A 23,705-nucleotide genomic window follows, 5' to 3' on the forward strand; every position below is an offset into this window, starting at 1 on the left:
GCGGTCAGCCGAGCAGTCGTCGCACCTCGACCAGGATGTCGTCGAGCGCCACCTGGTGCTGCTCCCCGTTCGCGAGGTCTTTCACCTCGATCCGACGCTCCTCGAGCTCGCGGTCACCCAGCACCAGCGCCAGTCGTGCACCCGAACGGTCGGCCGCCTTCATCGCGCCCTTCAGCCCACGGTCCCCGTAGGCCAGGTCGACGCTGACCCCGACCGCCCGGAGCCGCCCTGCGACACCGACCAACTCGGCTTTCGCGTCGGACCCCAGCGGCACCCCGAACACCTGACAGCGCGCAACGTCGGCGTGCGCGACACCCTCCGCCTCCATCGCCAGCATCGTCCGATCGACGCCGAGTCCGAATCCGATGCCGGAGAGGTCCTGCTTCCCGCCGATCTGGCGCATCAGTCCGTCGTAGCGGCCTCCGCCACCGATGCCCGATTGTGCGCCGAGTCCGTCGTGGACGAACTCGAAGGTGGTCTTGGTGTAATAGTCGAGGCCACGCACCAGTCGCGGGTTCAGTTCGTACGGCACGCCCAGGCGCTTGAGGTGTGTCAGCACGAGATCGAAATGGGTGCGGGCATCGTCGCTCAGATAGTCGACGAGCAGGGGTGCGTCCGCGGTGGCAGCCTTCACCTCCGGCCGCTTGTCGTCGAGCACGCGCAGCGGGTTGATATCGGCGCGCCGGCGGGTCGGCTCATCCAGGTCGAGTCCGAAGAGGAACTGCTGCAACGCCTCTCGATACGGGCCCCGGCTCTCGGCATCACCGAGTGAGGTGATCTCGAGTCGGAAGCCGGAGAGACCGAGGCGACGGTAGCCCTCGTCGGCGATCGCGATGACCTCGGCGTCGAGAGCCGGGTCGTCGGCGCCGATCGCCTCGACACCGACCTGCTGGAGCTGTCGATAACGTCCGGTCTGGGGCTTCTCGTACCGGAAGAACGGTCCCGCGTAGCAGAGCTTGACGGGGAGTTGCCCACGATCGAGGCCGTGCTGAATGACCGCGCGCATCACCCCCGCTGTTCCTTCGGGACGGAGCGTCACCGACCGATCCCCCCGGTCGGCGAAGGTGTACATCTCCTTGCTCACGACATCGGTCGACTCGCCGACGCCACGGGCGAACAGCCCGGTGTCCTCGAAGATCGGCAGTTCGATGTGTCCGTAGCCGGCGAGGCGGGCGGCCTCCGTCAGGGTGTCGCGGACCCGGCGGAAGTCCGCCGATGTCGGCGGGAAGTAGTCGGGAATGCCTCGCGGCGCGGCGAACTCGGCGCTCACAGTCCGTATCGTCCCTTCTTGACGGTGCCGGAGGCCGAGAGATCGGCCAGGAACGGGTTGCCCGCACGCTCGGCACCGATGGATGTCTGTGGTCCGTGCCCGGGCAGGACCTGGGTGTGATCGGGAAGCGGTAACAACTTCACCGCGATCGAGTCGAGCAGCTGCTGATGGTTGCCGCCAGGGAGGTCGGTACGGCCGATCGACCCGGCGAACAACACGTCACCGGAGAAGCAGACGGGTACGACGGTCGGGACCTCCGGGTTCCGACCGGCCGGATCCACCTCGGCGGGGTCGACCCCGACGGGCACCTCGATGCCGAGGAGGACCGAACCCTGTGTGTGACCAGGCGCGAGATCCACCGAGATCCGGATGCCGGCGACATCGAGGTCCTCGCCGTCGACGAAGTCGATCACCTTCTCCGGCTCCCGGAACTCGAGCGAGCCGATCATGTCGCCCAGCGCACGGCCGAGCCCCATCCCGGGGTCGGCGAGCATCGGGCGGTCGTCCGGATGGATGTAGGCGGGGATGGAGAACTCGTCACAGAGTTCGGCCGCATTCCAGGTGTGGTCGAGGTGACCGTGGGTCAGCAGCACGGCCACCGGCGTCAGGTCGTGCTCGGCCAGCAACTCCCGGACCCGCGGCGCCGCGTCCTGCCCCGGGTCGACGATGACCGCCTCCGCCCCTGCCTCGGCGGCGAGGATGTAGCAGTTCGTCTGGAACATCCCAGCCGCGAATCCGGTGATCAGCATCCGTCCATTGTGGCAAACGCCGTCCGCACCCCGTACCGACAGCCCGGCCTGGGCGATCGGACGCGGTGGAGATCATGGTGCAGATGTCGGTGCACGTCGTGACGTATGACTCACCCGGCCATCGAACTCTCAGGTTCGACTGGCACACTGGCCACTCGATGTAGCATCAGCGCCGATCGCATGCCCGGCCGTGGCCGGCGGCATGCCATCCCCCGGGGGAACCAGCTACGGCACACCAGTTCAGGAGGGTCCAACCGCGTGTCCACGAACGAGGAGCGTCGCGAAGCAGCCAAGCGCAAGCTCGAGGAACGTCTCGAGCGGGAGCGGCAGGAGAAGCGCCGACGCAAGATCATCATCGCCTCCGTGTCGACGGTGGTGGTGGTCGCGATCGTGGCGACGGCGACCACGCTGATCGTCAAGAAGGTCCTCGACGATCGTGAGGCGGCGCGCTGGACCTCCTGTGCGTTCGAGGATCAGCCGAGTCGGTTCGATCAGCTCCCCAAGGAGGTGCCCGCCGAGGTGCCTGCCGATCAGCGCGCCCAGGCGCAGGCCTATCTCGACGAGATGAAGGCCGGTGAGTCCAAGCAGCGCACGTCGCCGAAGCCCGCGGAGAAGGAACTGAAGGAAGGCACTGCCGACCTCACGCTGAACACCAACCAGGGCGCGGTGCCGATCACACTCGAACGCACCGGCGCACCCTGCAACACCGCCGCGATGATCTCGCTGGCGGAGAACAAGTTCTACGACAATTCGCCCTGTCACCGACTCACCGCCAGCGACACACTCAAGGTCCTGCAGTGCGGCGATCCGACCGGAACCGGCGCCGGTGGGCCGGGATGGTCGAGTCCCGACGAACTGCCGACGGACCTCAAGCCCGCCGGTCAGCCGGACCCCATGTCCGGTACCGCGCCGGTCATCTACCCGCGGGGCACCGTCGCCATCGCCAACAGCAACAATCCGCAGACCGGACAGTCGAACACCGGCTCGAGCCAGTTCTTCCTGGTGATGCAGGACAGCCAGTTGGCGCCGAACTACTCGGTGGTCGGCACGGTCGATCCGGCCGGCCTGACGGTACTCGACAAGATCGCGGCCAACGGTCTGGTGCCGGGACCCAACGGCAACGCGCAGGACGGTCGTCCCAAGCAGCCGGTGGACATCACCACCGCAACCGTGAGCGGCGCCTCGCAGGACTGAGAACCCAACGGCCTCGGCGGCCTCAGGCCGCCGAGGTCACCCGGTACACGTCGTAGACGCCCTCGACGTTCCGGACGACGTTGAGCACGTGGCCGAGATGCTTCGGGTCACCCATCTCGAAGGTGAACTTGCTGATCGCGACCCGGTCACGGCTGGTGGTCACCGACGCCGAGAGGATGTTGACCCGCTCGTCGGCGAGCACCTTCGTCACATCCGACAGCAGGCGATGGCGATCCAGCGCCTCGACCTGGATGGCGACCAGGAAGATCGACGAGGGCGACGGCGCCCACGAGACCTCGATGATCCGTTCCGACTGCTCCCGCAGCGACTGTGCGTTCGTGCAGTCGGTGCGGTGCACGCTGATACCGCCGCCGCGGGTGACGAAGCCCATGATCTCGTCGCCGGGAACCGGCGTGCAGCACTTGGCCAGTTTGGCCATCACGTTGTCGAGGCCCTCGACGACGACACCGGCGTCCCCGCCCTGTCGGGTGCGGGTCGGCAGGGTCGACGGCGTCGAGCGTTCGGCGATCTCGTCGACGGCGTCGTCGAGTCCGCCGAGGGACGCGACCAGACGGCTGACCACGTGCCGGGCGGAGACGTGGTTCTCCCCCACCGCGGTGTAGAGCGCGGTCACGTCGGCATAGCGCAGTTCTTTCGCGATCGAGGCCAACGACTCGGCACTCATCAAGCGCTGCAACGGAAGTCCTCCCCGACGAACCTCCTTGGCGATGGCTTCCTTGCCGGTCTCGAGTGCTTCCTCGCGACGTTCCTTGGCGAACCACTGCCGGATCTTGGCCTTGGCGCGCGGTGACACGACGAAGTTCTGCCAGTCCTTCGACGGGCCGGCGTTGGGGGCCTTCGAGGTGAACACCTCGACGACCTCACCGTTCTCGAGGGTCCGTTCGAGGGCGACCAGGCGGCCGTTGACCCGGGCGCCGATACATCGATGGCCGACCTCGGTGTGCACCGCGTAGGCGAAATCGACGGGGGTCGATCCGGCCGGGAGCGTGATCACGTCCCCCTTCGGCGTGAAGACGAAGATCTCCTGTACGGCGAGGTCGTAGCGCAGCGATTCCAGGAACTCACCGGGGTCGGCGGCCTCACGCTGCCAGTCGAGGAGTTGACGCATCCACGCCATGTCGTCGATCTCGGCGGCGTCGGACCGCTTCGGGTTCTTGCCCTTGCGGTAGCCGCTCTCCTTGTAGCGCCAGTGCGCGGCGATACCGAACTCCGCGGTGCGGTGCATCTCGTCGGTGCGGATCTGCACCTCGAGGGGTTTGCCCTCGGGACCGATCACCGTCGTGTGCAACGACTGATACACCCCGAACCGGGGCTGCGCGATGTAGTCCTTGAACCGTCCGGCCATCGGCTGCCACAGCGAATGCACCACGCCGACAGCGGCATAGCAGTCCCGGACCTCGTCGCACAGGATGCGGATCCCGACCAGGTCGTGGATGTCGTCGAAGTCGCGGCCCTTGACGATCATCTTCTGATAGATCGACCAATAGTGCTTGGGCCGGCCCTCGACGGTCGCCGAGATCCGCGCCGCGCCCAGCGCATTGTTCACATCCGCGCGCACCCGGGCCAGGTAGGTGTCCCGCGACGGCGCACGATCGGCGACCAACCGGACGATCTCCTCGTACCGCTTGGGGTGCAGGATCGCGAACGAGAGGTCTTCGAGCTCCCACTTGACCGTCGCCATACCGAGACGATGAGCCAAGGGGGCGATGACCTCGAGCGTCTCCCGCGCCTTGCGCGCCTGCTTCTCCGGCGGCAGGAAACGCATGGTGCGCATGTTGTGCAGCCGGTCGGCGACCTTGATCACCAGGACCCGCGGATCGCGGGCCATCGCGATGATCATCTTGCGGATGGTCTCGGCCTCGGCTGCACTGCCCAGGGCGACCTTGTCGAGCTTGGTCACACCGTCGACGAGGTGGGCGACCTCTGCGCCGAAGTCCTTCTCGAGCTGTTCGAGGGAGTAGCCGGTGTCCTCGACCGTGTCGTGCAACAACGCGGCCACCAGCGTCGTCGTGTCCATGCCGAGGTCGGCGAGGATGGTGGCGACCGCGAGCGGATGCGTGATGTACGGGTCACCCGACTTGCGCGTCTGACCCTCGTGGCGCTCGTCGGCGACGTCGTAGGCGTGCTGCAGCAGCGCGACGTCGGCCTTCGGGTAGATCTCGCGATGCAGGGTGACGAGCGGTTCCAGCACCGGCCGGACGGGGCTGCGGGTGGCAGTCATCCGGCGAGCGAGTCGGGCACGGACCCTCCGGGACGCCGACGACGACGGCGTGGCCAGGGAATCGCCGTTGGTGGGCGTCGACGGCCGCGATGGGCCGCCGGCGTCGACGGCGGGACGATCACTTGCGGGCTTCACATCGGCGGCGGGTGCACCTGCCGCGTCGCCGACGCCGTGACGGGCGTCGGTGTCGGTGTCGTCGTGCATCGGGACCTCCTCTCCGGCCGGTACGCGTCGGCAACATCGGGGCGCATCGTCAGCTGTCGTGTCCATCCGGAACCCGACGACATCGTGCACCGCCATCCTGCCGAACGCCGGATGAGGCGAGTCTAGTCCGGCCGTATCGCGCGGAGCCGTCGACCGGCGGCGCCGAGTCGCCCGGGTCCGCCGAGCGAGCCGGTCTCAGTCGGTGGTGACCGCGTGAACCGACAGGTCCGCACCGAGCCCGTCGGCGATCGTCGCACGTCCACCGAGACCGTCGAGCTCCATGATCACCGCGACACCGACCACCTCGGCACCCGCCCTGCGCAGCAGGTCACCGGCCGCGACGACGGTGCCGCCGGTCGCGAGGACGTCGTCGACGAGCAGCACCCGCTGACCGGTGATGTCGATGCCGCTGGCGGGTATCTCCAAGCTGGACGAACCGTATTCGAGCGCGTAGCCGATGCGGTGGACCGGTGGTGGCAGCTTGCCGCCCTTGCGCACCGCGAGCACACCGACCTGCAGTTGACGGGCCACGGCACCGCCGAGGAGGAATCCTCGTGCGTCGATCCCCGCGACGAGGTCGATGTCGCGGCAGCGGTGGGTCAGGGCGGTCACGATCGCGGCGAGTCCGGCCGGATCCGCCAGCACCGGCGTGAGGTCCTTGAAGGTGATGCCGGGCGCCGGGAAATCCGGAACCGTACGGGCGTGCTCGTCGACGGCGGTACGGGCGTCGTCGAGCGCCCGCGTCGTCACCTCGTCGAGTCCCGGCTCCTGCGTCGTCGAGGTCTCGATCCCTGCGTCGTCACTCACGTACCGTCCACCGATCCATGTTCCATCCGGTCCCGTTGCGGCCCAGACCGGCCACCACATTATCGACCAGCCCATTCCAGCGCTGCACCCGTGGCGCCGCGAACATCGGGATCGATGGGAGCGCCGACCACGCGGCGTTCTCGATCGCCCGGACCAGCTGTAGCCGGTCGGCAGCCAGGTCGGACGTGACGAGCGCGTCGACGGCGCCGGTGACCTCGGGACTGCGGAACCCGCCGAGGTTCAGGGGATCGCCACCGCGGAGCTGATAGGCGTCACGGGACGGGTTGGCGGCGCCGGCCGCGGCGAAACCCGCCCCGTTCGCGACGATCAGAGCGTCGACGCTGCGACCGAGGGCTCCGGGAGTGATGTCGGGCGCACCGGCGTCCACCACGTCGATGCCCACCGGCCGGCAGGACTCGGCCATGGCGGCGACCATCTGTTGGCGCCGCGTCGTCGGTGCGAGGTACCCGACCCGGACCCTCATCGGGGCGGACCCCGCCTCCGACTGTCCACCTCCGCCGAGCGCGCGTGCCCGCTGCAGATCGGGGCGAGCGTACGCGCGGCCGAACGAACCGTTCAGTTGTCCGGCGAGATTGTCCGACGGCGGCAGGACTCGGAGGTTCCAGACCTGCGCACCCTGCCCGAACCGCCGCGCCAGGGCGTCTCGCGGGATGCAGGACGCCAGCGCCTGGCGTGCCCGCAGCGAACCGAGCACGCCCCGCTGGGCGAGGATGACCTCTTCGACGGCGAGTGCCCGATTCGGCTGCGGAAGTGGTTGCACCGCAGCGTCTCCGGACGGACGGATGTCGTCCTCGCCGATGAGTCCACCGGTGACGTCGGCGATGTCGAACGAACCGTCGGAGAGCTTGCCGGCACCGTCGGTGCCCCTGCCCCAGATGGCGATCCGCTGTGTCCGGGGGGCGTCACCCCACCATTTGTCATTGGGGACCAGCACCAGTCCGCCCGACTCCGAGTACCCGTCGATCCGGTACGGACCCGAGGACGGGAACCGGGTCTCGTCCACTGATCCGGGTGTCAGCGCGAAGCCGGAGTTCCAGGCCTTCGCGATCGTCGCGGTCACCGCGCGATTTCCGGCCCGCACCGGATCGAGCACCCCGGCGACACCGGCTTCGCGCGCGACGACATGGGCTGGGAGCAGAGTGCCGGCCCCGAACAGCGAGAGCCAGTCTCGGTAATCGCGTCCCTGGGCGAAGGTGACTGTCGCCGAGCGATCGCCCGCCGCGCAGTCGACCCGATCGATGTCGCGGTATCCCGCGGTGGTCGCGGGTCGAAAACCGGGGAACCGACCGCTCATCGCCGCCCAGGCCAGAACCAGGTCGTCACAGTCGAGCGCCTGCCCGTCGGAGAAGCGGGCCTGCGGGTCGAAGTCGTACCGCAGCGTCAGACCCGTCCCGGGAACCGCTGTGACCGTGCCGATGTCACGGTCGGGCGCCACCTGCCCCTGAGCTCCCAGATAGCTGAATCCGGGCAGCAACCGGGTCGTGGCCATCAGCACACCGTCTGCGTTGCCGTCGACGGTGTTCGCGTTATAGCTGCTGATGCGTCCGTCGACCACGTAATCGATCGTCGGCGGGCCGTCGTCGCCGCACGCGGTCAGCAGACCCGTGAGCGTCACGATCACCGCTCCCAGCACCGTCACCGTCACGGGCAGGCCGGGTCGTCGGCGGGCCCGGCGCCCCGTCTGCTCCCTCACGCCCCGTACGTTAGCGCGACCGACGACGTTTCCCGGTGGGGCTCTGCGGTGCGTCGGCGTCGTCGCGGCGTGCCGCACGACCACTCGACGACCGGCCCCGCACCGGACGCGGCGCATCGGACAGGTCGTCGCCTGCCGCCACGCGCGCACGACGATCGAGGACTCGCTTCGTGTGGCGCGCGATGTCCGTGCGCCGCTCCTTCAGCGTCACCAGCAGGGGCGCCGCCAGGAAGATCGACGAGTACGCGCCGACCACCACACCGACAAGCTGGATCAGCGCGAGATCCTTCAGCGTGCCGACTCCGAGGAGCCAGACCGCGATGACCATCAGCGCGATGATCGGCAGCACCGAGATGACGGTGGTGTTGATCGAACGCATGAGGGTCTGGTTGACCGCGAGGTTGGCCTGCTCACCGTAGGTGCGGCGCGTCGTCTGCAACACCGATCTCGTGTTCTCGGCGACCTTGTCGAACACCACGACGGTGTCGTAGATGGAGAAACCGAGAATGGTCAGCAGACCGATGACCGTGGCGGGCGTGACCTCCCAGCCCACCAGCGAGTAGACGCCAGCGGTCACGATGATGTCGAAGAACAACGACGCGAGGGATGCCGTGGACATCTCGCGGTCGAACCGCACCGCGATGTAGACGAACACGATCACCAGGAACACCGCGAGCGCGATCAACATCTTCTGGGTGATCTCGCCACCCCAAGTGGAACTGACATCCGACGAACTGACTTCTGCGGCAGTCAGTTCCGGGGAGAACTTGTCGGCGAGCGCCCGGGTGACCTGCTCGGTCTGCTGGATGCTCAGCGTCTCGGTGCGCACCTGGATCGTCGCGCTGGATCCGGATCCTGCGGTCTGCACGGACTCGGGTGCATCCCCCAGCGTCTGCGAGAACACCTCCTCGACCGCGTCCGTGGTGACGCCGGCCGACACCGGCACCGACACCTGGGTACCGCCCTCGAATTCGATCCCCAGGGTGAAACCACGGATCGCGATCGATCCGATGCAGATCGCGAGGATGACGGCGGTGACGATGTACCAGGTGCGGCGGGCGGCGATGATGTCGAAGGCGCCGGTACCGGTGTAGAGCCGGGAGAGGAACGATCGGTTCGTCTCGGCGACGAAGTTCGCGTCGTCGGCTGTGGACGTCTCCACCGGCTCGTTGTCGTCGACGACGAGATCCGGGTTGGCGGCGGTGCGGCCGCCGCCGCTGCGTCCGGAGTTCGGTCGCGCCGGGCCCTGCGGTCCGGGGGTCTGCATGCTCATTTCGCCGATCCTTCCGACGCGGTGACCTTCGAGCGTTGCGCCACGCGACGCTGACGAGCGACCTCACTGACCGCGCCGAGGCCGTTGACGTTCGGCTGGGAGAGGAACTCCGAGCGGGTGGCCAGGACGACCAACGGGTGCGTCACGAGGAACACCACCACGACGTCGAGGATAGTGGTCAAACCAAGCGTGAACGCGAACCCGCGGACCTCGCCGACGGCCAGGATGTAGATGACGGCCGCCGCGATGAAGCTGACCGCATTGCCGGACCAGATCGTACGTCTCGCACTCGCCCAGCCGCGTGGGACCGCGGACCGGAAACTTCGGCCCTCGCGCATCTCGTCCTTGATTCGTTCGAAGTAGACGACGAACGAGTCCGCGGTCATGCCGATACCGATGATCAGACCGGCGATTCCCGCGAGGTCGAGTGTGAAGCCGATCCATCGGCCGAGCAGGACGATGATGCCGTAGACCATCAGCCCCGACAGCAGCAGCGACAACACCGTGAGGGTGCCGAGCATGCGGTAGTAGAACAGTGCATAGAGCAACACCGCGATCAGGCCGACCGCGCCGGCGATGAGACCGGCCTTCAACGACGAGAGACCCAGTGTCGCCGAGACGGTTTCGGCGTCGGAAGCCTCGAACGAGAGCGGCAACGAACCGTACTTCAGGACGTTGGCGAGGTCCTTGGCCTCCTGCTGACTGAAGTTGCCGCTGATCTCGGTCTGCGGCGTGGTGATCGCGCCGCGGATCTGGGGCGCGGAGACGACCTTGGTGTCCAAGGTGAACGCGGTCTGCTTGCCGACGTTCTGCCCGGTGTACTGCGGCCAGAAGTTCTGTGCCTCACCCTTGAACTCCACCTGCACGATCCATGAGCCGGCCTGCTGGGTGGTGCCTGCGGTCGCGTTCTTGATGTCGCGGCCGTCGATGATCTCGGGTCCGAGCAGATAGACCTCGGTGCCGTCCTGCGAACACGCGACCAGGTTCTGGTCGGGCAGGTCGTTGCCGAGCAACGGGTCGTTGGAGCCGGGCGAACAGTCCATCTTCGCCATCTGCGCGGTGAGGGCATCGAGGTTCGCCCCCGCCCGTGCCTGCCGGAGCTTGCGCTGCTCGTCGATCGCGGCCGCCGACGTCTCGCCGTTCTCGTCCTCGGCGTCCGGCTGATCGTCCTTCTTCGGCTGTGGGGTCGCCGGCTGCACGTTCTCCACCGGCCGCACGAACAAGCGGGCGGTCTGGCCGAGGGTGCGGGCCTGCTTGCCGTCGTCGCCGGGAACGGTGATGACCAGGTTGTTGCCGTTGACCACGACCTCCGAACCGGACACACCGAGACCGTTCACACGCTGCTCGATGATCTGCTTCGCCTGGTCGAGCTGCTCCCGTGAGGGTGGCTTGCCGTCAGGTGTGCGGGCGGTCAGCGTCACACGGGTGCCGCCCTGCAGATCGATACCCAGCTTCGGGGTCGGCGATCCGCCACCGGTGAAGAAGACCAGTCCGTAGACGACGGCCAACAACACGAAGAAAGCGGTCAGGGGTCTCCACGGCGGCACCTCACGGGGAAGTCCCGACCGCTTCGCCGACGCCCGGCGAGGTGTGGTCACTGCTGCTCTGGTCTCCTCAGGAAAGCACGCTCAGGCGCCAGGCCCCCGATGCGCGCGGACGATCCGGTCGGTCGCCCACTCTACTGACTGTGCGGTAACCCCCGGGTCCCGGTGTCCGCGCGGTGTGCACCGCGGACGGGTGACCCGTCCGCGGTGTCGATCACTTGTCGTCGGTCGGCTTGTCCGCCGGTCGGTCCGCGATGATCGAGTCGTCGGCGGGGGTGTCGGTCGGATCGGTCGACGGGGAGTGATCGATCGACTCGGGCTCGATCTGCTCGGGGCGCTCGGTCAGCGCACCCGGGTAGGTGGCCGCGGCCTCGTCGGTCGGCACCACCCGCACCACGGCGAGACGGTTGAACCGGCTGACGACGCCGGTGGAGATCTCCAGGTCGACGAAGTCGGCCGCCGAGTCGTCCACCACGGTCGCGAACATCCCGGAGGTGAGCTGTACCCGCGCGCCGGTGGCGACGGAGTTCTGCATCTCCTGCATCTCGGACATGCGCTTCTTCTGCTTGCGGATGCTCAGGAACATGAACCCCGCGAGCAGGGCGAGCAGGAGGGGGAAGAAGAGGGACTCCATGGTGACAGCAACAATCCTTGTCGGTTCGGTCGTGGTGTGTCTGGGTGGTATGTCGGATTCGGCGGGTCAGCCGACGGCCGCACGAGGGCACGCTCGGATGCACCAACTCCTCCGGCGGGCTCTCACCAGTGTGCCATGCCCGCGTAGGAGGGTGACCCGAGCGGTTACAGATCGTCGAAGAGACTCCCCGTGGCGTCCTCACGGGAGCGCACTCCGAAACTCGCGTTCATCGCGCCCGCCGGCGGCGTCAACCCGAGGTGATGCCAGGCGGCGGCCGTCGCGACACGTCCACGCGGCGTGCGCGCCATCATCCCGGCCCGGACCAGGAACGGCTCGCAGACCTCCTCGACCGTCGTCGGTTCCTCGCCGACGGCGACCGCCAGCGTGGACACGCCGACCGGGCCTCCGCCGAAGCCTCGGACGAGGGCGTTGAGCACGGCCCGATCGAGTCGGTCGAACCCCAGGTCGTCGACGTCGTAGACGGCCAGGGCGGCGCGGGCGATCTCGACGGTGATGATGCCGTCGGCGCGGACCTCTGCGTAGTCGCGGACGCGGCGCAGGAGCCGATTCGCGATCCGTGGCGTTCCGCGCGAGCGGCGGGCGATCTCGGCCGAGGCGTCGTCGAGCAGCCGGATACCGAGGATGCCCGCCGACCGCCGCAGCACCCGGATGAGTTCGTCGGTCTCGTAGAACTCCATGTGCGCGGTGAACCCGAAACGGTCGCGCAGCGGACCGGTGAGCGAACCCGATCGTGTCGTCGCGCCGACGAGTGTGAACGGTGCGACATCCAGCGGAATGGACGTCGCACCCGGCCCCTTGCCGACGACGACGTCGACGCGGAAGTCCTCCATCGCGAGGTAAAGCATCTCCTCTGCGGGGCGGGCGATGCGATGGATCTCGTCGATGAACAGCACATCGCCCTCGACGAGGTTCGACAGCATGGCGGCCAGATCGCCTGCCCGTTCCAGCGCCGGGCCGGAGGTGACCCGGATCGCCGCACCCATCTCGCCGGCGATGATCATCGCCAGCGATGTCTTGCCGAGTCCCGGTGGCCCCGACAGCAGGATGTGGTCGGGTGTGCCGCCACGGCCCTTCGCACCGTGCAGGACCAACTCGAGCTGCTCGCACACCCGCGGCTGACCGATGAAGTCCGCCAGCGACCGTGGCCGCAGCCCGGCGTCGAAGTCGCCGTCGGAGTGCAACTCTCCCGCACTCACGTCGCGCTCGTCGGGGTCCGGTGGGAGTTCGTTCATCAGGCCTTCTTCCCCAGCATCGCCAGCGACTTGCGCAGGACCGTCGACGCGTCGGCGTCAGGGACATCGGCGAGCACCGCGGCGACCGCCTTGTCCGCCGGACCGGTGGTGAACCCGAGCCCGACGAGCGCCTCGGCCACCTGATCGCGCACCGCACCCCCACCGGACACCGGACTGGTCGCGCCCTGCGTGGCGGGCGCGTCGACCTTGTCCCGCAGTTCGACGACGAGGCGCTCGGCGACACGCTTGCCGACGCCCGGGACCGCCGTGAGGGCCTTCACATCGGAATCGGCGAGCGCCCGTCGCAATGCATCGGGTTCGATGACGGCGAGAGTGGCCATGGCCAGGCGCGGGCCCACTCCGGTCACGGTCTGCAGCAGGGTGAACAGAGACCGCGAATCCGGCTCGGTGAACCCGTAGAGGGTCATCGAGTCCTCCCGCACGATCATGGAGGTGAGCAGGGTCGCCTCCTCGCCGCGTCGGACGGAGGCCACGGTCGCGGGGGTGACGAGCACGCGATAGCCGACGCCCGCGCAGTCGACGACGACGTGGTCGAGCGCGATGTCGATCACCGGCCCTCGAACGGATGCGATCACGCCACTCCCCCCTTGCTCGCTCGTGGCCGCGGCGTCGTGCGGCCGGCCGCGGCCTGCGCGACGCGCCCGCGGTGACGGCGCGTGAGTTCCTCGGCCGTACGCTGCGCCTCGATCATCTTCTCCGTCATCGGGCCGCGCCAGCAGTGACAGATCGCCAGCGCGAGCGCGTCGGCGGCGTCGGCGGGTCGCGGCTTCGTCTGCATCCCGAGAATCTTCGTCACCATCATCGTGACCTGCGCCTTGTCTGCGCGACCACTGCCGGTCACCGCGGCCTTGACCTCGGACGGCGTGTGGAATCGCACGGGGATGTCGCGCTGCCCGGCGGCGAGCGCGATGACGCCGCCCGCCTGAGCGGTGCCCATCGCCGTCGACACCTGGTTCTGGGCGAAGACCCGCTCGATGGCGACGACGTCGGGTCGGTGCACGTCGAGCCAGTGGGCGGCGGCGTTGTGGATGGCCAGGAGCCGTTCTGCGAGTTCCATGTCGCTGGGAGTGCGCACCACGTCGACGTCGAGTGCGGTGACCGCTCGGCCTTTCCCAGACTCGACGAGCGCGATCCCGCACCTCGTCAGTCCGGGGTCCACTCCCATCACGCGCACGCGCAATCCTCCGTCTCGCCGAACCGAACAGTTGTTCGAGATTCTATCGGCTGTCCCCGACGACCGAGGCGAGCAACACGCGCGGACCGGCAGACCGCGGCAGGGACAATGGCGGGTGCCATGCCGAACCTGCAGCCCATCTCCCCCGACGGCCTCGTCGATCTCGTCGCCGGCCTCGCCGCGGACAGACCGGGACGACGGATCGTCGCGGTCGACGGTGCCGACGCCGCGAGACCCGTCAGCCTCGCCGCAGCGGTCGCCGACCGCCTGGTGGCATCGGGTCGAGCCGCATCGGTCGTCGCGATGGCCGATTTCCTCCGTCCCGCGTCACTGCGACTGGAGTTCGGTCACGCCGACACCGAGAGTTATCGGACCATCTGGTTCGACCACGCGGCGGTGCGGCGCGAGGTCGTCGACGCACTGCGGTCGAGCGGGCAGTGGCTGCCGAGACTGTGGGATCCGCTCCGGGATCGGTCGTTCCGGGACGCACCGCGAGCCGCGGCCACCGATCAGGTCCTGGTGCTCGCGGGTCCGATGCTGCGCGGCAGCGGACTGGCCGTCGATGCGACGGTCGCGCTGGTCATGAGCGAGGGCGCACTGCGCCGACGCACCCCGGATACCGAGCAGTGGACGATCCCGGCGCTGCTCGAGAACGCCCGCGACGCACCGCCGCCGGACATCGAGGTGCGCTATGACCACCCCGAACGGCCCGCGGCTCGCCGGTTGAGCTGATCCGCGCGGTCGTCCCGTCAGGCGTCGAGTTCGGCAAGGACGTCGTCGCTCACGTCGACGTTGCTGTAGACGTTCTGGACGTCGTCGGAGTCCTCCAGCGCGTCGATCAGCTTGAACACCTTGCGCGCACCGTCGGCGTCCACCGGAACCTCCACGGACGCACGGAAGTCCGCTTCCGCGGAGTCGTAGTCGATCCCGGCGTCCTGCAGCGCGGTGCGCACGGCGACGAGATCGGTGGGCTCGCTGACGACCTCGAACGACTCACCGAGGTCGTTGACCTCCTCGGCACCGGCGTCGAGAACCGCGAGGAGGACGTCGTCCTCGGACTGCCCGTTCTTGTCCAGCGTCACCACACCCTTGCGGGTGAAGAGGTAGGACACCGAGCCCGGGTCGGCCATGTTGCCGCCGTTGCGGGTCATCGCCGTACGGACCTCACCCGCAGCACGGTTCCGGTTGTCGGTGAGGCATTCGATCAGGACGGCGACACCGTTCGGGCCGTAGCCCTCGTACATGATGGTCTGCCAGTCGGCGCCACCCGCCTCTTCACCACCGCCGCGCTTGCGGGCCCGCTCGATGTTGTCGTTGGGGACCGACGACTTCTTGGCCTTCTGGATGGCGTCGTACAGAGTCGGGTTGCCGGCCGGATCACCACCGCCGGTACGCGCCGCCACCTCGATGTTCTTGATCAGCTTGGCGAACATCTTGCCGCGCTTGGCGTCGACGACCGCCTTCTTGTGCTTGGTGGTGGCCCATTTGGAATGGCCGCTCATGAGACTCCCGCATCCTTCTCGACAACGATGGTGGCCCGCGCGCGCACGCCCCGGCGGCGGCAGGCCCAACGTCCAGATCTTACCGGTCCGCGTCGAGGGGCCGGTCCCGACTCGTCGCGCCCGCCGGTCCGGGCATCCGATCACCCGGTCGCGGCCCGCACCATGTCCACGAAGAACCGGTGGACTCGCCGGTCGCCGGTGACCTCGGGATGGAAGGAGGTCGCGAGGACCCGACCCTGCCGGACCGCGACGATCCGGTCCTTGGCCGGCCCGTCGGGTACCCGGGCGAGGACCTCGACGTCCGGCGCGATCGACTCGACCCACGGAGCCCGGATGAACACGGCACGCATCGACGGCTCCTCGTGACCGTCGGTGATCCCGTCGAACCGCAGGTCGGTCTCGAAACTCTCCACCTGCCGTCCGAAGGCGTTGCGGCGCACGGTGATGTCCAGGGCGTCGAGATGCCGCGCATCCGGCCGGGTATCGAGGATCGTGCTGGCGAGCATGATCATCCCGGCGCACGAACCGTAGGCAGGCATCCCGGCCGCGAGTCGGTCCCGCAACGGGTCGAACAGCTCGAACACGGTGAGCAGATGACTCATCGTGGTCGACTCCCCACCCGGGATGACGATCGCATCGACGTCGTCGAGCTCGGTGGGCCGACGCACAGGACGCGCGTGGGCCCCGGCCTCGGTGAGTGCGGCGAGGTGCTCGCGGACGTCGCCCTGCAGGGCGAGGACACCGACGACCGGCCGGCGGCCGGCAAGCGGAGCTGTGTCGTCGCGCGGAGCTGTGTCGTCGCGCGGGGCTGTGTCGTCGCGCGGGGCCGTGTCGTCGCGCGGGGCCGGCGCGCTCACCGGTCCCGCCGCGCGTGCTGATCGGCGGGCAGGTCGCGCCCGGTCCGGCTGAGTCCCTCCTGCGTGACCGCCGCGACCATCCGGCCCGCACGGTCGAAGATCCGTCCCTGCGTCAGTGCGCGCCCCGCATCGGCCGACGGCGACGTCTGGTCGTAAAGCAGCCACTCGTCGGCGCGGAAGGGACGCATGAACCACATCGCGTGGTCGAGGGACGCGGCCTGCGGCTCGACACCGGGGTGCGGCACCTTCGACGACCCGAGCAGCGTCATGTCACTCATGTAGGCCAGCGTGCCGACGTGGAAGACCTGATCGTCGGGCAGGCGATGTCGGTAGCGGAACCAGACGCGCTGCTGGGCGGCGAAGTAGTCGGACGTGGTGAGCAGTTCCCGTGGCACGACGCGGATGTCGAAGTTCTTCCACTCCTTGAACACCGCCTTCGCCTCCTCGGGGAGATCGGTCATCCGATCCGGTAGGCCGTCGGGCGCGGGAGCCGGGGGCATCCGGTCCTGATGCTGGATGCCATGGTCGGTCCGCACGTGGAACGACGCGGACATCGTGAAGATCGCCTCGCCCTTCTGGATGCCGGTGACGCGACGGGTGGTGAAGGACCTGCCGTCGCGGATCCGGTCGACCAGGAAGACCGCCGGGATATCGGGATTGCCCGGTCGGAGGAAGTAGCCGTGCAGTGAGTGGACGGCGAAGTCATCCGGCACTGTGCGGGTCGCCGACATCAGTGCCTGCCCGGCCACCTGCCCACCGAAGGTCCGCTGCAGGTGACTCGGGAACGCCGGTCCCCGGAAGATGTCGGTCTCGATCGCCTCGACCTGAAGGATCTCTTCGATGGTTGCCACGCAGAACAGTATCTATCGGACAGGCGCATCCGGGTGATCGGGGTGGCACGCTCCCGACCGCGAGCAGGCCTCTGTAACGCCACGACCGGTCCCGGACGACAAGCGGGGTGCCGCGGCCGTTCCCGAAACCCCCGACCCGGGAACGGCCGCAGCTCTACGTCGGTGGCGATCGTGACGTCTCCGATCACAGCTCGTCGAGCGAGATCAGTCCGTCCTGGACCGCACGGGCGACGAGTGCGGCCTTGGTGGGTGCGGCGCGATCGATCTCCGCGTACTTGGCGCGAATACGTGTCAGATGGGTGTTGACGGTGCCCAAGGAGATGAAGAGTTCTTCGGCCACAGCAGGTTTCGAGTCGACCATCAGCCAGGTGCGCAGCACCTGGACCTCTCGGGTGGTCAGCGACGGACGGTCCAGATCGGCGACGTCCGACGACGACTCCCCGCAAGCGCACCGCCGGATCTCGGCCCCGCACTCCCCGGCGGACGTCACCAGCAACATGTGGGCACGGTCGGTCATGGAGGCGTCGCGCCGTGTCATCGCGTCGCCGACGCCCGGCGTCCGGTGTCCGTTCCCCGGAGGTACGGGCAGCGGACTCCCGGGAAGGGGCATCCGACGCTGCGCGAGGCGTGCCAGCGCCTCCTGACGCCGCCGGGTCGCCTCGACCCGACGCCGTACGTCCCGGTCACGCTCGATCGCTCCGGCGCGGACAGGAGAGTGATGCTGCGGTATGTGCTGGGCGGTGACTGTCATGGCGTGTCCTCACTCGTCCGGGGGCATCTCCGTCGTTCTGCCCCGCTGTCGTGAGTTAGACGCTACGAATGGGCGTCAGGTTCCAGGATGCGCAGAACTACTCGAATTCCGGTGGGGACTATTCACCTGACCTGCGACGACCGGCGCACACATCGCCGGCCGAGTCGTCAGTGAGCCTCGCCGGACGTCTCTTCGTCCACCTCGGTGCCGACCTCGACCACCACGACGGTGACGTTGTCGTGCGCCCCGAGCGCCAGCGCCCCTTCGACGAGCGCCTCGGCGGCCACCTCGGCACTCTCGGCCCCGCTCAGGATGTCGGCGATCTCCTCGTCGGGCAGCTCGCCGGTGAGTCCGTCCGAGCAGACCAGGATGATGTCGCCGGGAAGCGCGGCGAGCGAGAAGAAGTCCGCGTGTGGCTCGGCCATTCCCGCGCCCAACGCACGGGTGATCACGTTGCGCCGCGGGTCGACCCGCGCCTGCTCCCGGGTGATGAATCCGGCGTCGACGAACTCCTGCACCTGGGAGTGGTCGACGGTGAGCTGCTCCAGGACACCGCTCTGCAGACGATAGGTCCTCGAGTCGCCGATGTTGAGCACCAGCCAATGCGGCTCGTCCTCGTGGGTGACCAGCACCGCGCCGGTGGCGGTGGTGCCCGCTCGGCGATCGGACTCGGTCGCGATGGCGCCGATCTTGCCCTGCGCCACCGCCAACAGCTCGATCAGCGCGATCTGGGTGTCGGTCTGTTCCCCCATCGCCGGGATGCCGGCCAGGGTCAACAGGGCCGCCTCACTGGCGATCTCACCGCTATCGTGGCCACCCATGCCGTCGGCGAGCAGATAGATGCCCGGTGCGACGAGAGCCGCGTCCTCGTTGGTCTCGCGCACCCGGCCGACGTTGCACACGACCGCCCAGTCGAGCCGGAGTCCGCCGAGTGTGTGGGTGCCGCAACGGGATGCGTCCCGCACAATGGTCGCCGAGTCCATGGTCAGCAGATCCTACGGCAGATCGGACTACCAGCCCCGTTCGGCGAGCCGATGCGGTTGGGGGATGTCATCGACATTGATCCCGACCATCGCCTCACCGAGTCCACGCGACACCTTCGCCAGCACGTCGGGATCGTCGTAGAAGGTCGTCGCCGCCACGATCGCCGCGGCACGCTGAGCCGGGTTGCCCGACTTGAAGATGCCCGATCCGACAAAGACACCCTCGGCACCGAGCTGCATCATCATCGCCGCATCGGCCGGCGTCGCGATGCCGCCCGCGGTGAACAAGGTCACCGGCAACTTGCCTGCCTGGGCCACTTCGGCCACCAGCTCGTACGGCGCCTGCAAGTCCTTTGCCGCCACGTACAATTCGTCACTCGGCAACGACGTCAACCGCCGGATCTCGTCACGGATCCGACGCATGTGGGTCGTCGCGTTCGACACGTCACCCGTCCCGGCCTCACCCTTCGAGCGGATCATCGCCGCCCCCTCGGTGATCCGCCGCAACGCCTCGCCCAGATTCGTCGCGCCACACACGAACGGCACCGTGAACGCCCACTTGTCGATGTGATTGGCGTAATCGGCGGGGGTCAACACCTCCGACTCGTCGACATAGTCGACGCCGAGGCTCTGCAATATCTGCGCCTCGACGAAATGCCCGATCCGCGCCTTGGCCATCACCGGGATCGACACCGTCGAGATGATGCCGTCGATCATGTCCGGATCACTCATCCGCGACACACCGCCCTGCGCACGGATGTCGGCGGGCACACGCTCGAGCGCCATCACCGCCACCGCTCCGGCGTCCTCGGCGATCTTGGCCTGCTCGGGGGTGACCACATCCATGATCACGCCGCCCTTGAGCATCTCGGCCATCCCCCGCTTGACCCGCGCGGTGCCCTGCCCGACCGTCGGCGCCCCGTCGCGGTGGCCGTTGGCCACCGTTCCGTTCGCAGCCGTGCCGTTGAGGCCGTTCACGGCGTCCGGTCCGGGAGTGTTCCCTGACTGGGGTTGACTCACTGATGTCTCCTGGGTCGTCATGTCCGGCGCACAGGCCGGCACCGCATCGATGCGGATGTCGCCCACAAGTCTATGCGAGCGTGTCGACACGATTCATCGGCCACCTCGGTGAACGCCGCTTCCGGGCCCGCCGGCTGCGCCGGCGTCCGTACAGCGCGGCGCCGAGCGAGTCCGGCCGGTCAGGATCCGCTGCTCGGCGTGACCCGCTCGATGATCTCGAAGAACTGCGGCAACTCGGCCGTGCCGCCCAGGTGCAACCACCGGACAAGACGCCGCTCGGCGAGATTCCGGGTGTCCCGGACGGCGTCGTTGTAGAAGCGGCGGGCCATCATCACGCGCGTCTCGGCATCGGCGAGTTCGACGACGAGACCCTGCGGACGGGTCTGGGTGTCGGTCTGGGCGAGCAATCCCGACACCCTGTTCTCCGCCTGTTCACGGAACTGCGGCGCAGCGTGTTCGGCTTGGTCGGCGGCGACGGCAAGCGCCTGACCCGCTGCACGCGCGTCGTCGTCGTAGCTGGCGATCATCCCGGCCGCGATGGCCCGGGCGACGACGGCACGTCGGGCGAGCGCAGCGTCGAGCGCCTGTCGGGCGAGGTCGACCCGCACGTTCAGTCGGTCGAGACGGTTGGCGGTCTGGAACGCCCAGCCGCCGGCCAGGACGGCGAGCAGGATGATCACCCCGACGATCACGATGGTCAGGCCTGAGATGGTCACGAGGTCCCCCTGTGGTGTCTGATCGGCGGCGCGGGTCTGCGTCGAACCCTAGGGTGTCGAGCCCGGGGCGTCGAACGCGGTTGTGCAGCTTGCGGTCCGGGTGTCGTCGGTGTCCTCAGTCGGACACGACGACCGGTCCGGCTCCGACGGTCACGGTGTCGTACACCCGCAGGATCTGATCGGCGACACGTGACCAGTCGTACCGGTCGGCCCGACGTCGGCCGGCCTCGACCAGTTCGGCCCTGGTCTCGTCGTCGCCGAGCAGCTCGATGACCGCCTCGGCCAGATCGTCAGATGCTCCGGTGCGGACGAGCCGGCCGGCACGACCGTCGTCGAGGACCCTGCGGAAGGCGTTCAGGTCGCTGGCGACGACCGCGGCACCTGCCGCCATTGCCTCGACGAGGACGATGCCGAAGCTCTCGCCGCCGAGATTCGGGGCGCAGTAGACGTCGGCCGAACGCAGTGCGCGTGCCTTGGTGTCGTCGTCGACCTGCCCGAGGAACACCAGATGCTCGGCCAGCGCACCCGCACGTCGTCGGAGTGCGCGTTCGTTCCCGCCGCCGACGACGAGGACCCGCACGTCGGGAAAGTTCTCCACCACGGCGGGTAGCGCACGCATGAGGATGTCGATGCCCTTACGCGGCTCGTCATAGCGGCCCAGGAACAGGATCGTGTGTCCCGGCCAGGGGTGTCCGTCGAGCGGTCGCGCGTTCTCGAAGAACCCCACGTCGATCCCGTTGGGGATCTCGACGGCGTCGGAGCCCAACGATTCCATCTGCCATCTGCGCGCGAGCTCGGACACGGCGATCTTCCCTGAGATGCGCTCGTGGTACGGCCGCAGGATGCCCTGGAACACGGTGAGCCACAACGACTTCGTGGTCGACGTGTGGAACGTGGTGACGATCGGACCGGACGCCACCATCAGCGACAGCATCGAGATGCTCGGCGCGTTCGGCTCGTGGACGTGCAGGACGTCGAATCCGCTCTCGTCGACCCACCTGCGCAGCCGTAGATAGCCGGTCGGACTGAAGCTCAGGCGCGACACCGAACCGTTGTACGGGATGGCCAGGGCGGGTCCCGCGGAGACGACGTAGTCCGGCAACGGCGTCTCCGGTGCCGACGGCGCCAGGACACTGACCTCGTGTCCCCGCTCGATGAAGACCTGCGCGAGTTCGACCACATGCGCCTGCACACCGCCGGGCACGTCGAACGAGTACGGGCACACCATCCCGATCCTCATCGCTCGGCCTCCCCCGGCGCGGTCTCTTCCGGCGTGGCCTCCCGCGCCGTGAGTCGCGCACGCCGCTCGTCGGACCAGTCGGCCTCCCACAGCGGCTGCAGCATGTGCCAGTCCTGCGGGTGGGCCGCGATGTTCGTGGCGAACACGTCCGCGAGTGCCTGGGTCGCGAGTCCGACCCCGCCGGACACGTCGATCGGCTGACCGCACGAGGCGATCGAGGTCGGCGTCTCGGTGAACCAGTGGTGCACCGGGATGAGCGCGGCACCCGTCTCGATCGCCAGCCGTGCGGGTCCGGCGGGCATGCGGGTGCGCTCACCGAAGAAGGTGACCGGGACGCCGTGTCGGGCGAGATCGCGTTCACCGAGCAGGCAGATGATCCCGCCGGCGCGCAGACGTTCGGCGAGCAGTCCGAACGGCGGCTGTTCACCACCACTGAGCGGGAAGATCTCGAATCCGAGGGATTCGCGGTACGCGACGAACCGGTTGAACAACGATTCCGGCCGGAGGCGCTCGGCGACCGTGGCGAACTGCCCGTAGTGCTGGACCAGCCAGACGCCGGCCATGTCCCAGTTGCCGGAGTGCGGGAGGGCGAGGATCACACCCTTGCCCCGGTTCTTCGCGTCATCCAGGATGCCGTGGTCCTTGTCGGGCAGGGTCATGGTGGCCGCAGTCGTGGCCAGGTCCTGCGCCGGCAACCGGAAGGCCTCACACCAGTAGCGCGCGTACGAACGCACGGCGTCGGCGACGAGATCGTCGGGAACCTGATCCGGTGTGGTCCCGATGACGCGGGAGAGGTTGCGCCGCAACTGCTCCGGTCCACCGTTGCGACGACCGGCGACGTCGCCCGCCCGGTCGAACAATCCGCGTGCCAGGGACTCCGGAGCGTGGCGCACAGCGGACCAGCCTGCCGCGTAGCCCAGATCCGAGAGCCTCGCGCTGACCGGGCTCATCGGTGCATCTCCCCCGTCGTCATGGGTGTCAGTGTGCCCCGGCCTGGGGTTGGGTGCCCGTCGTCGGGGGCTCCTCGTCCGGAGTCGTGTCGGTCGACGTCTCATCGTCGTCGGACGTGGCCGTCGCCAGTGGGATGAGATCACGCGCCCCCGGCGAGTTGTGGATCGACCACATCCGCTGTCCGACGGTGACCACGGAGAGCACGGCCAGGGCCCACATCGCGATGTGGATCGCCCATGAGAGTCCCAGTCCGGTGAGTCCCGATCCGACGAGCACGATGATCAGCCGGTCCGGCCGTTCGATCCATCCGCCGTCACCGTTGAGACCGCTTGCCTCGGCACGCGCCTTCGCATACGAGATCACCTGCGAGGTGACCAGGCAGATCAGGGTCGCGACGAGCAGGAGTCGGTGCGGTTCGGTGATGGCGCACCACCACGCGAGTCCGGCGAAGATGGCCCCGTCGGCGATGCGGTCGCACGTGGCGTCGAGAACGGCGCCGAAGCGCGTGCCGCCGCCGCGGGCCCGCGCCATCGCGCCGTCGAGCATGTCGAACATGACGAACAACCAGATGACCAGCGTGCCGGCGAACAGATATCCCATGGGGAACAGGGTCAGCGCCGCGGCGATCGTGGCCGCGGTGCCGATCAGGGTCATGATGTCCGGGCTGAGACCGGTGCGCAGCAACGCACGACCGAGCGGCAGGGTCACCTTGGACACCGAGGCCCGGCCCCGGATGCTCAACATCTGACCGCTCC

General features: G+C 68.5%; 23 protein-coding genes. 2 read left to right on the forward strand and 21 right to left on the reverse strand.

The window, feature by feature from the left end; translation table 11 throughout:
• Positions 1-4: 4 nt before the first annotated feature.
• Both hisS and QSJ19_RS18505 read right to left on the reverse strand, forming a co-directional pair.
• A complete protein-coding gene (gene hisS / locus QSJ19_RS18500; protein ID WP_286322438.1) occupies positions 5-1,270 on the reverse strand; it encodes a histidine--tRNA ligase in 1,266 nt (421 codons plus the stop codon).
• Positions 1,267-2,019, reverse strand: coding sequence for an MBL fold metallo-hydrolase (locus QSJ19_RS18505; RefSeq protein WP_286322439.1), 753 nt, complete (start codon positions 2,017-2,019; stop codon positions 1,267-1,269). The genes hisS and QSJ19_RS18505 overlap by 4 nt, the downstream gene beginning before the upstream one ends.
• 258 nt (positions 2,020-2,277) lie before the next feature.
• Here QSJ19_RS18505 and QSJ19_RS18510 point away from each other — a divergent pair, with 258 nt between their 5' ends.
• On the forward strand, positions 2,278-3,213 hold the full coding sequence (locus QSJ19_RS18510; RefSeq protein ID WP_286322441.1) for a peptidylprolyl isomerase: 936 nt from the start codon (positions 2,278-2,280) through the stop codon (positions 3,211-3,213).
• 22 nt (positions 3,214-3,235) lie between these two features.
• Here the strand turns inward: QSJ19_RS18510 and QSJ19_RS18515 are convergent, their stop codons facing one another.
• From QSJ19_RS18515 to ruvC, 9 genes are all read right to left on the reverse strand, one after another.
• The gene (locus QSJ19_RS18515) at positions 3,236-5,659 is read right to left on the reverse strand and encodes a RelA/SpoT family protein (RefSeq protein ID WP_286322442.1); all 2,424 of its coding nucleotides are present in this window, start codon (positions 5,657-5,659) and stop codon (positions 3,236-3,238) included.
• 195 nt (positions 5,660-5,854) lie between these two features.
• Positions 5,855-6,466 carry an adenine phosphoribosyltransferase gene (locus QSJ19_RS18520; RefSeq protein ID WP_502876239.1) on the reverse strand — a complete coding sequence of 204 codons (612 nt, stop codon included), beginning with the start codon at positions 6,464-6,466 and terminating at the stop codon, positions 5,855-5,857.
• Entirely contained in the window at positions 6,459-8,180 is a 1,722-nt protein-coding gene (locus QSJ19_RS18525) for an ABC transporter substrate-binding protein (protein WP_286322443.1), read from the reverse strand. The genes QSJ19_RS18520 and QSJ19_RS18525 overlap by 8 nt, the downstream gene beginning before the upstream one ends.
• 10 nt (positions 8,181-8,190) lie before the next feature.
• Positions 8,191-9,453, reverse strand: coding sequence for a protein translocase subunit SecF (gene secF / locus QSJ19_RS18530; RefSeq protein WP_286322444.1), 1,263 nt, complete (start codon positions 9,451-9,453; stop codon positions 8,191-8,193).
• Positions 9,450-11,051, reverse strand: a complete 1,602-nt coding sequence (secD, locus tag QSJ19_RS18535) for a protein translocase subunit SecD (protein WP_286322445.1) — start codon at positions 11,049-11,051, stop codon at positions 9,450-9,452. Before secD ends, secF begins: the two co-directional genes overlap by 4 nt.
• Positions 11,052-11,211: 160 nt before the next feature.
• Entirely contained in the window at positions 11,212-11,631 is a 420-nt protein-coding gene (yajC, locus tag QSJ19_RS18540) for a preprotein translocase subunit YajC (protein ID WP_286322447.1), read from the reverse strand.
• A gap of 164 nt (positions 11,632-11,795) precedes the next feature.
• Positions 11,796-12,884 carry a Holliday junction branch migration DNA helicase RuvB gene (gene ruvB, locus QSJ19_RS18545; protein ID WP_286322449.1) on the reverse strand — a complete coding sequence of 363 codons (1,089 nt, stop codon included), beginning with the start codon at positions 12,882-12,884 and terminating at the stop codon, positions 11,796-11,798.
• Positions 12,884-13,480 carry a Holliday junction branch migration protein RuvA gene (gene ruvA / locus QSJ19_RS18550; RefSeq protein ID WP_286322450.1) on the reverse strand — a complete coding sequence of 199 codons (597 nt, stop codon included), beginning with the start codon at positions 13,478-13,480 and terminating at the stop codon, positions 12,884-12,886. The genes ruvB and ruvA overlap by 1 nt, the downstream gene beginning before the upstream one ends.
• Positions 13,477-14,079, reverse strand: a complete 603-nt coding sequence (gene ruvC / locus QSJ19_RS18555) for a crossover junction endodeoxyribonuclease RuvC (protein WP_286322451.1) — start codon at positions 14,077-14,079, stop codon at positions 13,477-13,479. Before ruvC ends, ruvA begins: the two co-directional genes overlap by 4 nt.
• Before the next feature lie 120 nt (positions 14,080-14,199).
• Here ruvC and QSJ19_RS18560 point away from each other — a divergent pair, with 120 nt between their 5' ends.
• Positions 14,200-14,811, forward strand: coding sequence for a nucleoside/nucleotide kinase family protein (locus QSJ19_RS18560; RefSeq protein WP_286322452.1), 612 nt, complete (start codon positions 14,200-14,202; stop codon positions 14,809-14,811).
• Positions 14,812-14,828: 17 nt separating this feature from the next.
• Here QSJ19_RS18560 and QSJ19_RS18565 read toward each other — a convergent pair whose 3' ends face one another.
• The 10 genes from QSJ19_RS18565 to pgsA all read right to left on the reverse strand — a co-directional run bounded on the left by QSJ19_RS18565 (position 14,829) and on the right by pgsA (position 23,694).
• A complete protein-coding gene (locus QSJ19_RS18565) occupies positions 14,829-15,581 on the reverse strand; it encodes a YebC/PmpR family DNA-binding transcriptional regulator (protein ID WP_187582230.1) in 753 nt (250 codons plus the stop codon).
• Between the two features lie 140 nt (positions 15,582-15,721).
• Positions 15,722-16,438, reverse strand: a complete 717-nt coding sequence (gene pdxT / locus QSJ19_RS18570) for a pyridoxal 5'-phosphate synthase glutaminase subunit PdxT (protein WP_502876240.1) — start codon at positions 16,436-16,438, stop codon at positions 15,722-15,724.
• On the reverse strand, positions 16,435-17,289 hold the full coding sequence (locus QSJ19_RS18575) for an acyl-CoA thioesterase (RefSeq protein ID WP_286322453.1): 855 nt from the start codon (positions 17,287-17,289) through the stop codon (positions 16,435-16,437). Before QSJ19_RS18575 ends, pdxT begins: the two co-directional genes overlap by 4 nt.
• A gap of 184 nt (positions 17,290-17,473) precedes the next feature.
• Entirely contained in the window at positions 17,474-18,040 is a 567-nt protein-coding gene (locus QSJ19_RS18580) for a helix-turn-helix transcriptional regulator (RefSeq protein ID WP_286322454.1), read from the reverse strand.
• Between the two features lie 167 nt (positions 18,041-18,207).
• A complete protein-coding gene (locus QSJ19_RS18585) occupies positions 18,208-19,023 on the reverse strand; it encodes a PP2C family protein-serine/threonine phosphatase (RefSeq protein ID WP_286322455.1) in 816 nt (271 codons plus the stop codon).
• Between the two features lie 27 nt (positions 19,024-19,050).
• Entirely contained in the window at positions 19,051-19,965 is a 915-nt protein-coding gene (pdxS, locus tag QSJ19_RS18590) for a pyridoxal 5'-phosphate synthase lyase subunit PdxS (RefSeq protein ID WP_286322486.1), read from the reverse strand.
• A gap of 257 nt (positions 19,966-20,222) precedes the next feature.
• Positions 20,223-20,759: a LemA family protein gene (locus QSJ19_RS18595; RefSeq protein ID WP_286322456.1), complete on the reverse strand. Its 537-nt coding sequence runs from the start codon at positions 20,757-20,759 to the stop codon at positions 20,223-20,225.
• A 115-nt stretch (positions 20,760-20,874) separates the two neighbouring features.
• A complete protein-coding gene (locus QSJ19_RS18600; protein ID WP_286322457.1) occupies positions 20,875-21,999 on the reverse strand; it encodes a glycosyltransferase family 4 protein in 1,125 nt (374 codons plus the stop codon).
• Positions 21,996-22,949: a phosphatidylinositol mannoside acyltransferase gene (locus tag QSJ19_RS18605; RefSeq protein WP_286322458.1), complete on the reverse strand. Its 954-nt coding sequence runs from the start codon at positions 22,947-22,949 to the stop codon at positions 21,996-21,998. Before QSJ19_RS18605 ends, QSJ19_RS18600 begins: the two co-directional genes overlap by 4 nt.
• 28 nt (positions 22,950-22,977) lie before the next feature.
• On the reverse strand, positions 22,978-23,694 hold the full coding sequence (gene pgsA, locus QSJ19_RS18610) for a phosphatidylinositol phosphate synthase (RefSeq protein ID WP_286322459.1): 717 nt from the start codon (positions 23,692-23,694) through the stop codon (positions 22,978-22,980).
• Positions 23,695-23,705 lie beyond the last annotated feature (11 nt).

The sequence above is a fragment of the Gordonia sp. ABSL11-1 genome (genome assembly GCF_030315685.1).
Lineage (GTDB): Bacteria > Actinomycetota > Actinomycetes > Mycobacteriales > Mycobacteriaceae > Gordonia.